At 66.4% G+C, this 13,678-nt stretch carries 12 protein-coding genes and 1 riboswitch; of the genes, 2 read left to right on the top strand and 10 right to left on the bottom strand.

Translation table 11 applies throughout. The annotated features are described in order from the left end of the window. Positions 1-80: 80 nt before the first annotated feature. The 5 genes from ACIGJD_RS12650 to ACIGJD_RS12630 form a co-directional block, all read right to left on the bottom strand. Positions 81-1,499: an aminotransferase class V-fold PLP-dependent enzyme gene (locus tag ACIGJD_RS12650; RefSeq protein ID WP_483686480.1), complete on the bottom strand. Its 1,419-nt coding sequence runs from the start codon at positions 1,497-1,499 to the stop codon at positions 81-83. A gap of 37 nt (positions 1,500-1,536) precedes the next feature. Then, positions 1,537-1,650, bottom strand: a riboswitch (SAM riboswitch). Positions 1,651-1,802: 152 nt separating this feature from the next. After that, positions 1,803-2,615, bottom strand: a complete 813-nt coding sequence (hisN, locus tag ACIGJD_RS12645; protein ID WP_483686479.1) for a histidinol-phosphatase — start codon at positions 2,613-2,615, stop codon at positions 1,803-1,805. Positions 2,616-2,660: 45 nt separating this feature from the next. After that, entirely contained in the window at positions 2,661-3,776 is a 1,116-nt protein-coding gene (gene rsgA, locus ACIGJD_RS12640) for a ribosome small subunit-dependent GTPase A (RefSeq protein WP_483686478.1), read from the bottom strand. After that, positions 3,760-5,148 carry a 3-phosphoshikimate 1-carboxyvinyltransferase gene (gene aroA, locus ACIGJD_RS12635; RefSeq protein WP_483686477.1) on the bottom strand — a complete coding sequence of 463 codons (1,389 nt, stop codon included), beginning with the start codon at positions 5,146-5,148 and terminating at the stop codon, positions 3,760-3,762. The genes rsgA and aroA overlap by 17 nt, the downstream gene beginning before the upstream one ends. 6 nt (positions 5,149-5,154) lie before the next feature. Further along, complete coding sequence (locus tag ACIGJD_RS12630; protein WP_483686476.1) at positions 5,155-5,700, bottom strand: DoxX family protein; 546 nt, start codon at positions 5,698-5,700, stop codon at positions 5,155-5,157. 237 nt (positions 5,701-5,937) lie between these two features. Between ACIGJD_RS12630 and ACIGJD_RS12625 the strand changes: the two genes are divergently transcribed. Both ACIGJD_RS12625 and rsrA read left to right on the top strand, forming a co-directional pair. Then, positions 5,938-6,753, top strand: a complete 816-nt coding sequence (locus ACIGJD_RS12625; protein ID WP_483689493.1) for a sigma-70 family RNA polymerase sigma factor — start codon at positions 5,938-5,940, stop codon at positions 6,751-6,753. Beyond that, on the top strand, positions 6,750-7,010 hold the full coding sequence (rsrA, locus tag ACIGJD_RS12620; RefSeq protein ID WP_483686475.1) for a mycothiol system anti-sigma-R factor: 261 nt from the start codon (positions 6,750-6,752) through the stop codon (positions 7,008-7,010). Before ACIGJD_RS12625 ends, rsrA begins: the two co-directional genes overlap by 4 nt. Before the next feature lie 104 nt (positions 7,011-7,114). Here the strand turns inward: rsrA and ACIGJD_RS12615 are convergent, their stop codons facing one another. From ACIGJD_RS12615 to ACIGJD_RS12595, 5 genes are all read right to left on the bottom strand, one after another. Further along, positions 7,115-7,189 carry a 50S ribosomal protein bL37 gene (locus tag ACIGJD_RS12615; RefSeq protein ID WP_369299106.1) on the bottom strand — a complete coding sequence of 25 codons (75 nt, stop codon included), beginning with the start codon at positions 7,187-7,189 and terminating at the stop codon, positions 7,115-7,117. Positions 7,190-7,308: 119 nt separating this feature from the next. Further along, positions 7,309-7,770: a PadR family transcriptional regulator gene (locus ACIGJD_RS12610; protein ID WP_483686474.1), complete on the bottom strand. Its 462-nt coding sequence runs from the start codon at positions 7,768-7,770 to the stop codon at positions 7,309-7,311. Then, entirely contained in the window at positions 7,770-8,600 is an 831-nt protein-coding gene (locus ACIGJD_RS12605; RefSeq protein WP_483686473.1) for a DUF4097 family beta strand repeat-containing protein, read from the bottom strand. Before ACIGJD_RS12605 ends, ACIGJD_RS12610 begins: the two co-directional genes overlap by 1 nt. 83 nt (positions 8,601-8,683) lie before the next feature. Then, the gene (locus tag ACIGJD_RS12600; RefSeq protein WP_236798827.1) at positions 8,684-9,283 is read right to left on the bottom strand and encodes a GDSL-type esterase/lipase family protein; all 600 of its coding nucleotides are present in this window, start codon (positions 9,281-9,283) and stop codon (positions 8,684-8,686) included. Between the two features lie 153 nt (positions 9,284-9,436). Beyond that, positions 9,437-13,246 carry a multifunctional oxoglutarate decarboxylase/oxoglutarate dehydrogenase thiamine pyrophosphate-binding subunit/dihydrolipoyllysine-residue succinyltransferase subunit gene (locus ACIGJD_RS12595; protein WP_483686472.1) on the bottom strand — a complete coding sequence of 1,270 codons (3,810 nt, stop codon included), beginning with the start codon at positions 13,244-13,246 and terminating at the stop codon, positions 9,437-9,439. Positions 13,247-13,678 lie beyond the last annotated feature (432 nt).

Here is a 13,678-nt window from a genome sequence, read left to right as displayed (position 1 = left end):
GCCGGTGATCTCCCTTCGAATTTACCGCACAGACGGTCACCGGTGGCTGCCTGGAAGGGTGGCCCCTTCCCTGAAGCTGCCTAGTCGTCGATGCAGGGGGCGGCGCCGGCCGTTCCCGGGGTGTTGGGTGCCCAGTGCGGGTAGGTGCGGGCGTCGTTGGCCGGCACCCACCGGCCGGCGTCCACCACGTAGTCCCAGCCCAGCCCCTTGCTGCGCAGCGCGCGGATGCCCGCGAGCAGGCGTTCGGCATCCTCCAGCCGGGATCCGACGCCGAAGCTGGCCCGAAGCGAGCCGGACGGCAGGCCGAGGCGCTTCAGCAGGGGATGGGCGCAGAAGCGTCCATCGCGCAGGCCCACGCCGTGCTCGGCGGCGAGGTAGGCAGCCACCAGTCCTGCGTCGTAGCCCTCGACGGAGAAGTTGACCACGCCGATGGTGTCCGTTTCCGGGTTGCTGTCCTTAAAGATCTGGTGGACCGTGACCCCGTTGATGTTTTGCAGGCCCTCCACGAGGAAGGAGCGGATGGCCGATTCGTGGGCGTGCCACCGGTCCTGGTCCAGCCCCGCGAGGACCTGTGTGGCGCGGGCCAGGGTGGCGGCTCCGAGGACGTTCGGTGAGCCCCCCTCGTGGCGTGCCGGCCCGCTGGCCCAGCTGACGCCGTCGAGCCTTGCTTCCTTCACCGCGCCGCCGCCGGCAAGGTGCGGGACGCCCGCGTCCAACCAGTCAGGGCGTCCCACCAGGACGCCGGCGCCGAACGGTGCGTACAGCTTGTGGCCGGAAAACGCGAGGTAGTCGATGCCGTCGGCGCTGATGTCCACCCGGCGGTGCGGTGCGAGTTGGGCAGCATCCACCACGATCCGTGCCCCGTGCTGGTGGGCCAGCGCGGCCAGGGCCCGGATGGGAAGGATCTCGCCGGTGACGTTTGAAGCGCCGGTGACTGCCAGCAGGCTGACCCCGCCCTGCTCCAGCTCCGCGCGGACGGCGTCAACGGTGCCAGCGACCGTCTCTGCCGCCACGATGCTCCGGTGCGGTACGCCCTGCCAGGGCAGCAGGTTGGCGTGGTGTTCGATGTCCAGGTAGAGCACATCGCCGGCGGGCCGGCCATCTCTGATGGGAAGACAACCTGCCAGCAGGTTGAGCGAATCCGTGGTGTTGCGCGTGAAGATGACCGAGTCGTCCGGGCGGCCCCCAACGAAATCGCGGACAATGCTGCGCGCGTTCTCGTAAACCGAGGTGCTGATCTGGGAGGCGTACCCTGCCCCGCGGTGGACGCTGGCGTAGTAGGGCAGGATCTCGTTCAGGTAGGCGGACACCACGGAGAGCGCCGGGGCGGATGCGCCATAGTCAAGGTTCGCGTAGCGCACGTGGCCGCCGGTAATGAGCGGCGCCTGGATTTCCGCGCCGGTGACCGCCGCGAGGGGCCGTCCGGCAACGGCGTGGCGTTCAGCAGCAACGGCCGATTCGGTGGTGGCGGGCTGGGGGGAGACGGTGGCAGTTGTCACAGAGACCTCACTTGAATACAGGACTCCGGCATAGTGGAATCCGCGCTTGCCGCATCCGCTCCGGACCGGCCTGGTCGTCACCCGGGGCACCCCACCGCGAATGGAGGGTTGCCGGCCAGCAAACCGGGGTTTAGCGCTGGCACTCGTGACCTGGATAAAAGCGTAGGACATGCGGCGGCCAAGGCTGAACCTGCAGCGATTGTTAAGCCCTTTGTTACGCGCTGCCGAATAAACGACGGCGGCCACCTCCTTTGGGAGGTGCCCGCCGTCGCTTTATTCGTTTTCCCGTAGAAAAGTCAACCGTTACAGCAAATCATCCAGGTAAGGGTTCAGGCGGTGCAGCACCTCTGAGTGCAGGATGGAGTTGGTGGCCAGGGCGTTCCCGCCAAAGGGGCCGTCCTCGCCTTCCAGGGACGTGAAACGGCCGCCGGCCTCCACCACGATCGGCACCAGGGCGGCCATGTCGTAGAGGTTCAGCTCCGGTTCACAGGCAATGTCCACGGAGCCCTCGGCCACCATGCAGTACGACCAAAAATCGCCATAGGCGCGTGTCCGCCACACGTCTTCGGTGAGGCCCAGGAACTCGTCGAGGTTTCCCCGTTCCTTCCAGCCGGTGAGGCTGGAGTAGGAGAGGGAGGCATCGGCGAGGCTGGAGACGTTGGAGACGCGGAGCCGTGTGGCAGCCGCCAGGGACCTGCCCATGTACGCGCCCATCCCCTTCGCCGCCCACCAGCGCTTGCCCAGGGCCGGGGCGCTGACCACGCCCACCGCCGGCTCTCCCTCGTCAACCAGGGCGATCAGGGTAGCCCAGACCGGAACGCCGCGGACAAAGTTCTTGGTCCCGTCGATGGGGTCGATGATCCAGCGCCGCGAACCGTGGCCAGTGCTGCCGAACTCTTCGCCCAGGACCGCGTCACGGGGGCGGGAACGCGAGAGCTGCCCGCGGATCGCTTCCTCGGCGGCCTTGTCCGCATCGGTGACCGGCGTCAGGTCCGGCTTGGTCTCAACGTGGAGGTCCAGGGCCTTGAAGCGGCTCATGGTCTGGTCATCCACGGAGTCGGCCAGGACATGTGCCAGGCGCAGGTCATCGTTGTAGCTCGAAGCGGGTTGGATCATGGTTCCAAACTACCGTCTGCCCACGCTTCTTCCGGGGAGAACGCGTCAGTTGACGCTGCCGAGCTCCTTGGTTTCCTGTGCTTCCATCCTCGGATCGGTGCCGAGCAGCCGCCGCAGCGACGCGAGCCGTGCGGGACCAGTGGGACCTGCGTGTCCGTCCGCCACCCAGTCGTCGAGGCCGCAGTCCACTGCAGTTGCCGTGTGCTTGCAGCCCCGTTCGCAGTTCTCGATGCCGGGGGAGAGGTCCGGGAACGAGCGCAGGATCCGGTCAGGGTCCACGTGGGCCAGGCCGAAGGATCTGATGCCCGGGGTATCGATGATCCAGCTGCCGGCCGGCGCGTCCGCCAGCCGCAGCGCCAGGGCCGACGACGACGTGTGCCGGCCCCGGCCGGTCACCGCGTTGACTCCGCCGGTGGCCCGCTCGGCCCCGGTCAGCGCGTTGACCATGGTGGACTTGCCCACGCCCGAGTGTCCGAGCATCACCGTGACCTGGCCGTCCAGGTGCGCGCGAAGCTCGGCAACGGCGGCGCTGTCCAGCCGGGCCGAAAGGCCGTCGTCGGAGCGCGCGTCGATGCCCGAGGCCTGGGCGTCAGCAGTCCGGCTGATGATCACCGGGAAGTCCAGGTGGGTGTAGTTGGACAATAGATCCGCGGGGTCCTTGACGTCGGCCTTGGTGACCAGCAGGATCGGTTCGATTCCGGCATCGTACGCGGCCACCAGGGCACGATCGATGAATCCGGTCCGCGGCTCCGGATTGGCCGCCGCCACCACAATCACCAGCTGGTCCGCGTTGGCCACCACGGCCCGTTCGATCGGGTCCGTGTCGTCCGCGCTGCGGCGCAGGAGCGTTTTGCGGTCCTGGATCTTCACCAGGCGGGCCAGCGTGTCCGGCGCTCCCGACACGTCTCCCACAAGCGAGACGAAGTCACCGGCAACCACCGGCGAGCGGCGAAGTTCTCGGGCGCGTGCCGCTATGACCACGCGTTCGTTCTTCGAGTCCTCACCCACCACTGCCGTGTACCGGCCACGGTCCACGGTGATGATCCGTCCGGTGACGGCGTCGTCGTGGCTGGGCCTGTCCTTGGTGCGGGGCCTGGAACCCTTTTTGTTGGGCCGGATACGGACGTCTGATTCGTCCCAGGAGTCAGTGCGCCGCGCCACCGCTGGGCTCCTCCGGTCCGGATGCCGCTGCGGCGTCCTGGGCCAGCATGCCTGCCCACAGCTGGGGAAAATCAGGCATGGTCTTGGCGGTGGTGGCAATGTCCTCCACCTGCACGCCCTTCACTGCCAGGCCCAGGATGGCGCCGGCAGTTGCCATGCGGTGGTCGGCGTAACTGCGGACGACGCCGGCATGCAGACGGGCGGGGCGGATGACCAGGCCGTCGCTGGTTTCCTCTGCGTCTCCGCCAAGCCGGTTGATTTCCGCCACCAGCGCCGCGAGCCGGTCCGTCTCGTGTCCGCGCAGGTGGGCGATGCCCGTGAGCCGGGAGGGACCGGTGGCGAGCGCGCACAGGGCTGCGACGGTGGGGGCCAGCTCACTGGTGTCGGCAAAGTTGCCGCCCTTGATCTCCTGGCCGCCGGTGACGGTCAGGACGCCGTCGGCCAGGGTGACGTGTGCGCCCATTTCCGCGAGGATGTCGCGCCACAGGTCTCCCACCTGCTGGGTTTCCGCCGGCCAGTTGGGAATCCGCACCGTACCCTTCGAAGCCAGTGCGGCCGCCAGGAACGGACCGGCGTTGGACAGGTCCTGCTCGATCCGCTGGTCGAAGGCACGGATGGGCCCGGGCGCCACCACCCAATGGTTGGGAACGGAATCGTCAACGGACACGCCCGCACCTCGCAGGACAGCCACGGTCATGTTGATGTGGTCCAGGCTGGGCACCGGCTTACCCACATGTTCCAGGTGCAGCCCTTCGTCAAACCTCGCCCCCACCAGGAGGAGGGCGGAAACGAACTGGGACGAGGCGCTGGCGTCGATCACCAGATGGCCGCCCCGCACCGTGCCCTTGCCTTCCACCACGAACGGGAGCGACGACGCCGCGGAGCCGTCCTCGGACGCAACAGCCACGCCCAGCGCCTTGAGGGCCTCGATGATGGTGCCCATGGGACGCTTCCGGGCGTGCGGGTCGCCGTCGAACACGCTGGTTCCGTTGCGCAGCGCCGCCAGCGGCGGAACGAACCGCATGACGGTGCCGGCCAGCCCACAGTCGATCCTGGTGAGGGATGCCCCGGCGGCTGCCGGCAGCGGAACCACCTCCAGGTCAGGGCCAAAGTCGCCGTCCCCGGGCACCTCGGTAATGGTGGCACCAAGCTGCCGGAGCGCGTCGATCATCAGTGCGGAATCCCTGGAGTGCAGGGGTGCCCGCAGCCGGGATGGACCCTCTGCCAGGGCGGCCAGGACCAAGTACCTGTTGGTCAGGGACTTGGATCCAGGCACCGTCACGGTGGCATCGACGGGCCGGGACGCAAAGGGGGCGGCCCAGTGCTCCACAGGTGTTCCTGACCCGTCCCGGGTGGCAGCTGTTGCGGTCATTCGTGCTTATGCTCCCGTGGCGTGTACTGCACGGCGTACAACTTTGTCCGCCTTGTCCAGCTTCTTGGTGGTGGTGCGGCGCGCATCGGCAGCAAGGTGCGAGGCGTTCCTGCGGGCATCGGCGGCCAAGTGCTCGGCACGCCAGGCCAGGCCCGGCTTGCCGGCGGTGTCCACGGAAGCCAGCAACGCCCCGCCGCTCAGCGAGAGGTTCTTAAGCAGCTGGTTCCGGCGGTTCTCGCGCCCTTCCTTGCTGCTGATGTCCGCACTGCGCCACTCAACAAAGGTATTGAGGAGCGAGACCACGGTCAGAAGGCCCGCCGAGAGCCGGGAGAACTTGCCAAGGCCGAACAGGACGCCGGCTCCCACCTGGGTACCACCGATCACGCGCGCCAGGGTCTTCTCACTCGCCTGGAAGGGGAGTGAGGCCGCCGCCTTGCGCAGGAGCGGCGAGAGCTGCCGGGCAGTGTCGTCGGAGTTCTTGAGCTTGTCCAGTCCGGCAAGAACGAAACTGGAGGCAAGCATGGGGCGGGCGAGCGTGCGGACAAAGGACATGGATTTCCTCCTGGATGGACGAGCCGCGGCGAGCGGCGGAGTCGGTCCTAGTCTTGCACTTTTGGGGAATATTTGCCCGCGGGGGGCGGTTATCGATGTCGGGTTCGTGACAGGGGCCCAGGCGATCATTCACCCGATACGGAGCGGAGTTGGGCCTTGGGGAAGGTGTTGGACGGAACCAGACCGGCGGGGCCGGTGGCAGTGGATAGTCTTGCCGCGGAGCCGCTGGAGTACGGCATGCCCCGGGCGGGAAGCCGGACAGTAGACTTGAAGGCAATGAGCACCTTGGATCCGGCCGTCGCGGCCATGTATGAGGCTACCCCCGCCGAAGTGAACGGAAAGGCGGGAGCCGCGCCCCTGCCGTCCGGCCAGGGCGGTCCTGGTTCGGAGACCGCCGAAGCCGGCCCGAATGACGGCTCCGGACTGGATGTCTCCACGGAGACCATGGAGGAGCGCCGCCTGCGCTTCGAGCGGGACGCCATGCAGTATGTGGACCAGTTGTACTCGGCCGCCATGCGCATGGCCCGGAACCCGTCGGACGCGGAGGACCTGGTCCAGGAGGCCTACACCAAGGCCTTCTCGGCGTTCCACCAGTACAAGCCGGGAACCAACCTGAAGGCCTGGCTGTACCGGATCCTTACCAACACGTACATCAACCTGTACCGCAAACGGCAGCGCGAGCCGTTGCAGTCCAATTCGGACAGCATTGAGGACTGGCAGCTGGCACGGGCGGAGTCGCATACGTCGAGCGGACTGCGTTCGGCTGAGGCCGAGGCCTTGGACCACCTTCCGGATTCTGACGTGAAGCGGGCCCTGCAGGATATCCCTGAAGAGTTCCGCCTGGCGGTGTATTTCGCCGACGTGGAGGGCTTCGCCTACAAGGAAATTTCAGACATCATGAACACCCCCATCGGCACCGTGATGTCCCGGCTGCACCGCGGCCGGCGAATGTTGCGGGACATGCTCGCGGAATACGCTGCCGAGCGGGGATTCAAAACAGCCGCGGATTCGTCGGAAGCGGCAGGAAGCAAAGCACAGGAGAACAGGAAATGAGCGACTGCCAGGGATTGGGCGATTGCGACGACACCCGGATGCAACGCATCTACGAATACCTTGACGGGGCGTTGACCCGTGAGGACCTGACCGAGATCAAGAACCACTTGGATGAGTGCCCTGAGTGCACGCAGCAGTATGACCTCGAGTGCGTCATCCGCAACATGGTCAAGCGCTCGTGCACCGAGTCCGCGCCGGACAACCTGAAGAACGCCATCCTGGACAGGATTCACACGATCCGCCCCGTGGAGGCGTAGGCATATAGCTTCAGTGTGCGGACCTGGGCCGCAGACAGCAAAGGACCCCGCAAGCCGAGTGGCTTGCGGGGTCCTTCGCTTGAACCGTAGTTCCTGGCATGTGCCTAGGTGTTGGGGCGCTTCCCGTGGTTCGCGCCGCCACGCTTACGGTCACGACGCTTGCGTGCACGCTTGCTCATAGCTGGCCTCCTTACTGTTGGTACTCAAAAGAGCTGCCCTCCAGTCTCCCACATGATCTGGCGCCCCGCGAACCGGGAAACGGCGGATGACCTGCGGCAGTGCGTTCGGCCCCTGCCCCCTAGCGGCGCAGGGTGCTGTGGATGGCTGCCCGGGCGTCTTCCAGGACTGCACGGACGGTTTCCAGGGTCGCCGGGCCTATGGGCCCGCGCAGGGCGTACCGGCTCAGCTCTGCACGGAGGTCCTCACTGAACTGCTGCAGCATCAATTCAACGTCACGGCGTTGCATTGAGGCTGCGATGCCGTTCTCCACGCCCGCCACGTCGTCCCGGCGCCGGTCCAGCTCTGCGAGGCCCGCTGCGGTGATGCGGTAGTTGGTGCGCCGCCCTGCCGGTTCGGTGGACACCAGGCCGTCCTCCTCGAGTTTGCCCAGCCTTGGGTAGATGGTTCCGGCGCTGGGCGCATAGGTTCCGCCAAACCGGTCCTTGAGCGCCTTGATGAGCTCGTAACCGTGTTTGGGCCCGCCTTCGAGGAGGGCCAGGAGGTAGAGGCGCAACGCTCCATGTGCGAAGACGGGCGGCATCAGCGTTCCGCTTTGCCGCCGTCAACGGGTGCGGGAGCGTGGAAGATCGAGGTCTTGCCGGACACGGAGTTGGTCCGCACCAGCATCAGTTGCCCATCCGGCCCGGCAATGGTCTCCACCTTGCCGTTGGCCAAGAGGCACTGCTGGCCGTCAAGGACCACCGCACCGCCGGCCGACTTGGCCACAATGTCCACGCCTACGTCATGGGGCAGTCGGATGGTGAGGTCGCCGGATACCGAATTCGAGCCAAAGTCGCGGGTGAAATCGAGCAGGTCGAAGCTGAGGTGGCCGCTGACGGTGTTGGTGCGCACATTGGTGAAGTGGCCGGACGCCGTAACCTCCCCGGAGACGCTCTTCGCGGTGAGTACGCCGCGGTGGTCCCGGACGGCCACGCTTCCGCTGACGGTGTTGACCTGCAGTTCGCCGGACGTACCTTCTGCGGCGACCGTCCCGGAGACGGTGTTGAGGCGCACGTGGGCGGAAGTGCCGGACACCAGTCCGTCCCCGCTCACAGTTCCCGCTTCCACCTCGACGTTGCCTGGAACTGCAATGGTGATGACGGCGGAGTTCCCGCTGTTGTGGTTGACCGTCTCCATCAGGTTCTTGAACCAGCCCTGGGCACCGTGCAGTTGGTGCCGGACCTCCAGCCTGCCGCCGCTGAGGGAGACGGCCACCGGGTCCCCGTGGACCTCGGACACCTCGAGCCGGACCACGGGTTCGGCGTGCGCGACGACGTGGAAGCTGCCGCGGACCATCCCCAGCTTGAGGGACGCCACGTCCGCTATGACGATGGTCTGCGGGTTCTCAACAGTCCAGGTTTCCTCGGTCACGGTCCCCTCCAAAAGGCGATATATCGCGTTGCCACTTCAACCTATCGGCGCCGCCGGGCAGGGTCAAGATATATCTCGAAAGCCTACTGCGGTGCCTCCAGGCCCAGCCACTGGAACCACCCGCGGTGCAGCACCAGCCAAGCCATGAGGCCGTAACCGGCCTGGCCCGGTGTACCGCCGTTGGCGGCGAGGTCCTGGCGCCACTGCTCGTGGTTCAGGAGGGGTGAGAAGGTATCGACGTAAAGGTGCTTGCGCCGCGTGGTGACATCCGCGAAGGCGGTATTCAACTCGTCAAGCCGCCGGTTTTGGGCTGGATCGAGCGTGGGGGGCGGTCCCACTACGAAAACCTCGATGCGGTTCTGGGAAGCCGAGTCCAGGATGTTGGCCAGGTTCAGCCTGCTCCGTGCGGTGGACAGGCCGAACTCGATGTCACGTCCGGACAGGCCGATCACCAGCCGGTTCTCCGCCTGGGCGCTGAAACGGCGGCCCGCTTCGTCGAGCCAGCGTGCCGCCAGTCCCTCGGTGCCTTCCTGCGGGCAGGGGAGCGCATAGCTTTCCAGCAGCATGCCGTCCTGGGGAGTGCGGGCCAGCACCCGGCCCAGCCAGCCAAGCGCCCGGGGATCGCCCAGTCCGGCCAGCAATTCATCTCCTACAGCTGCGATCCGCAGCTTCCTGTCTTCCACGCGTTCCTCTTTACTTCGGTACGGGTCTACTTCGGACGGCCGCTGCCACCGCCGCCGCGGCTGCGGAGGTTGAAGGCGGCGCTGTCAGTCCATTAAACAGAACTGCCCGGCCGGAGTCTGGTATTTCGACGTCCGGCCGGGCAGCCTTACTGCTTACTTCCGTTCAAATGCCTGCTTCAGGAGGGCATCCTGTTCCGCAGCGTGGCGCTTCATGGAACCGGCGGCGGTGGAGGCGGATGCCGGCCGGGACACCAGCCGCACGCGCCGGTCAAGGATCTCCGGCAGGTGCAGGCCGACGAACGGCCACGGTCCCTGGTTTGCGGGCTCGTCCTGTGCCCACACCACTTCGGCGTTGGGGTACTTGGCGAGTTCCGCTGCGATCTCCTGGTGCGGCAGCGGGTACAGCTGCTCCACGCGGACGATGGCAGTGGTCTGGTCGCCGGTCTTCTGCCGGGTGGACAGGAGATCGTAGTACAGGCGGCCGGAGACCAGGAGCACGCGTTCGACGGCGGTGGCCGGCAGCTGCTCATGCTCACCAATGACCGGGCGGAACGTGCCGCTGGTGAAGTCCTCCACGGACGAGGCGGCGGCCTTCAGGCGAAGCAGCTGCTTGGGCGTGAAGATGATCAGCGGCTTGCGGGGGCGGCTGTACGCCTGGCGGCGCAGCAGGTGGAAGTGCGAGGCGGCTGTGGTGGGGTTGGCCACGATCATGTTGTCCTCCGCGCACAGCTGCAGGAAGCGCTCGATCCTTGCCGAGGAGTGGTCCGGACCCTGGCCTTCGTAGCCGTGCGGAAGCATCAGGACCAGCGAAGAGCGCTGTCCCCACTTCTGCTCTGCCGAGGAAATGAACTCATCGATGATGGTCTGTGCACCGTTGACGAAGTCACCGAACTGGGCCTCCCAGAGGACCAGGGCATCCGGGCGCTCCACGGAGTAGCCGTACTCGAAGCCCATGGCCGCGTATTCGGACAGCAGGGAGTCGTAGATCCACAGCTTGGCCTGGCCGTCAGAGAGGTTGCCGAGGGGCAGCCATTCCTTGCCGTTGGCGCGGTCGTGGAAGACAGCGTGGCGCTGGACGAACGTACCGCGGCGGGAGTCCTGGCCGGCCAGGCGTACGGGGACGCCTTCCATGATCAGCGAGCCGAAGGCAGCGATCTCGCCGAAGCCCCAGTCGATGCCGCCCTGGCGGGACATCTGCTCGCGCTTTTCGAGCAGCTGCTTCAGCTTGGGGTGGACCGTGAAGCCCTCGGGGATCTCCACGTGGGCCTTACCGATTCGGGCCAGCGTTTCGGCGCTGATGGCCGTGGAGGCCGGCGCGCTGACGCTGGAATCGGACTGCTGGGACTTTGGCCGTTCAATATCGGACACGGCGGCGGAATCCGCGGTCACGATCGGAATCGGTGAGGTCTGGGCGGCGTGGGTCTCGGCGAAGACCCGCTCCAGCCGTTCCTGGTAGTCGCGGAGCAGCTGCTCGGCTTCTTCCTCGGTGATGTCTCCGCGGCCGATGAGCGACTCGGTGTACAGCTTGCGGACGGAGCGCTTGGCTTCGATCAGGTTGTACATCAGCGGCTGGGTCATCGAGGGGTCGTCACCCTCGTTGTGGCCCCGGCGGCGGTAGCACACCATGTCGATGACGACGTCCTTGTGGAAACGCTGCCGGAACTCGTAGGCCAACTGGCCGATGCGGACAACGGCTTCAGGGTCGTCGCCGTTCACGTGGAATACGGGCGCCTGGATCATCTTGGCAACGTCCGTGGAGTACGTGGACGAACGCGACGACGACGGGGCGGTGGTGAAGCCCACCTGGTTGTTGACCACGATGTGGATGGTGCCACCGGTGCGGTAGCCGCGGAGCTGGGACAGGTTGAGGGTCTCGGCCACCACACCCTGTCCGGCGAAGGCTGCGTCACCGTGCACCATGATGGGCAGGACGGGGAACGATTCGCCCTGGTCCAAGCGGTCCTGCTTGGCCCGGACGATGCCCTCAAGGACGGAGTCCACGGCTTCCAGGTGCGACGGGTTGGCGGCGAGGTAGACCTTGGTTTCCTTGCCGTTGTCCGAGGTGAACGTGCCTTCGGTGCCCAGGTGGTACTTGACGTCGCCGGATCCCTGGACGGAGCGGGGATCCTGCGTACCCTCGAATTCGCGGAACACCTGGGCGTAGGTCTTGCCGGCGATGTTGGTCAGGACGTTGAGGCGGCCACGGTGGGCCATGCCGATGGCAACCTCGTCCAGGCCGTCGTCGGCGGCATCGGACATGATCGCGTCCAGCAGCGGGATCAGGGACTCGCCGCCCTCGAGGGAGAAGCGCTTCTGGCCCACGAACTTGGTCTGCAGGAAGGTTTCGAATGCCTCGGCAGCGTTCAGCTTGGAGACGATCCGCAGCTGCTCTTCCCGGCTGGGCTTGGAGTAGGGGTGTTCCAGCTGGTCCTGGAACCACTTGCGCTCGGCAGGTTCCTGGATGTGCATGTACTCGATGCCCGTGGTGCGGCAGTAGGCATCGCGGAGGACGCCAAGGATGTCGCGGAACTTCAGCATCGGCTTGCCGCCGAAGCCGCCGGTGGGCCATTCGCGGTCCAGGTCCCAGAGGGTCAGGCCGTAGGTGAGGACGTCAAGGTCCGGGTGCTTGCGCTGCACGTATTCCAGCGGATCGGTGTCAGCCATGAGGTGGCCGCGAACGCGGAAGGAGTGGATCAGCTGCTGGATCCGGGCCACCTTGTTGATCTCGTCGGCCGGGTCCACCTGCAGGTCGGGGCTCCAGCGGACGGGCTCGTAGGGGATGCGCAGTGCTTCAAAAATCTCGTCGTAGAAGTTCTGTGCACCCAGCAGGAGCTGGTGGACCAGCTTCAGGAACTCGCCGCTGCCGGCGCCCTGGATGACGCGGTGGTCGTAGGTCGAGGTCAGGGTGAGGACCTTGCTGATGGCGTTCTGGGCGATGATCTTCTCGCTGGCGCCCTGGAACTCAGCGGGGTAGTCGAGGGCGCCGACGCCGATGATGGCTGCCTGGCCCTTGGAAAGGCGCGGCACCGAGTGCACGGTTCCGATGCCGCCGGGGTTGGTCAGGGACACAGTGGTGCCCTGGTGGTCCTCAGCGGTGAGCTTGCCGTTGCGGGCCCGCTTGATGAGGTCCTCGTAGGTATGCCAGAACTCGGCGAAGTTGAGGGTCTCGGCCTTCTTGATGTTCGGGACCATGAGGAGGCGGGTGCCGTCGGGCTTAGGCATATCGATGGCGATGCCGAAGTTGACGTGTGCCGGCTGGACCGCGACGGGCTTGCCGTCCACCTCGTCGTAGTACACGTTCATCGACGGGAACTGGGACAACGCCCGGATCACGGCATAGCCGATGAGGTGCGTGAAGGACACCTTGCCGCCGCGGGCGCGGGCCAGGTTGGAGTTGATGACCACGCGGTTGTCGATGAGCAGCTTTGCGGGAATGGCGCGCACGCTGGTGGCCGTGGGCACCTGGAGGCTGGTGACCATGTTGGTGGCGATGGCCTTGGCCGGGCCGCGGAGGACGGAGACGACGTCTTCCTCCGGGGCGGTGGGGGCCTTGACGTTCTTGGGCAGCTGGGCCGGGATGGGCTGCGAGCCGGTGGCCGCTTCAGTCTTCTTGCCGCCGTCGCGGGCCTCGGTTGCCGGGGCCTTCTTGACGGGCGCGGGGGCTGCTGCAGGGGTGGCCGGGGCAGCGGCAGGCGGCGCCGCCGGGGGAGTTGCAGGGGCAGCTGCCGGCGACGGTGCCGGAGCCGGTTTCACGACGGGGAGTTCCCTGGTGGGAGGGTTGGCAGTGTGCGCGGAATTTCCGTTGGAAGAAGAACCGTTGCCCGAGTCGAAGGATTCAAACAGCGGCCACCACTTGGCATCCACCGCGTTCTTGTCCTGCTGGTACTGCTCGTACAGTTCGTCAACGAGCCACTCGTTCCCGCCAAATTCCTCTGGTAGACGGTGGCTTGGCTGCTCTGGCACTTGAAATACGCCTCTTCCATGAGTTTGATTTCTCTTTGGCCCCCCGGTGCTTCAGCACTACGTTCGAACCAGTCTCTGTCCTCTGAACCCGGACCTTTGCAAGTCTAGTGAGCATTCCGTGTTAACTGCCAATAAGGGTGACCCAAATCATGACGCGGCGTACGGGGCCGGAAATATACCGGCCATTCCGGCTCCGCCGGCGACCCCCGGCCACCACCGCAACGGCTCCCGCAGGCCGGAAGCAGGGCGCTTTCCACCGCAGTGCCGCCCCTCCGGCAGAGGGGTGCTCCTGTAGACTGAAATTCTTATGGACAGTAAATCTAGGTGCCGGCCTGGGCGCTGTCAGCGCAGCGTGAACAGAAGCGCCGCGCAGTCCGCCCACAGAGCCGGCAAACCCCGACAACGCGCCCATCACCAGCCAACGGCCCAGCT

The sequence above is a fragment of the Arthrobacter sp. E1SS-5 genome (assembly GCF_057073715.1).
Note: the sequence above shows the minus strand (reverse complement) of the source record. Positions and strands in the feature narration are given on the sequence as shown.

Bases quoted from the DNA above. Each gene is read 5' to 3' on its own strand.
- hisN (WP_483686479.1), bottom strand. From the start codon at position 2,615: ATGATCCAACCCGCTTCGAGCTACAACGATGACCTGCGCCTGGCACAT.
- aroA (WP_483686477.1), bottom strand. From the start codon at position 5,148: ATGACCGCAACAGCTGCCACCCGGGACGGGTCAGGAACACCTGTGGAG.
- ACIGJD_RS12630 (WP_483686476.1), bottom strand. From the start codon at position 5,700: ATGTCCTTTGTCCGCACGCTCGCCCGCCCCATGCTTGCCTCCAGTTTC.
- ACIGJD_RS12625 (WP_483689493.1), top strand. From the start codon at position 5,938: ATGCCCCGGGCGGGAAGCCGGACAGTAGACTTGAAGGCAATGAGCACC.
- rsrA (WP_483686475.1), top strand. From the start codon at position 6,750: ATGAGCGACTGCCAGGGATTGGGCGATTGCGACGACACCCGGATGCAA.
- ACIGJD_RS12610 (WP_483686474.1), bottom strand. From the start codon at position 7,770: ATGCCGCCCGTCTTCGCACATGGAGCGTTGCGCCTCTACCTCCTGGCC.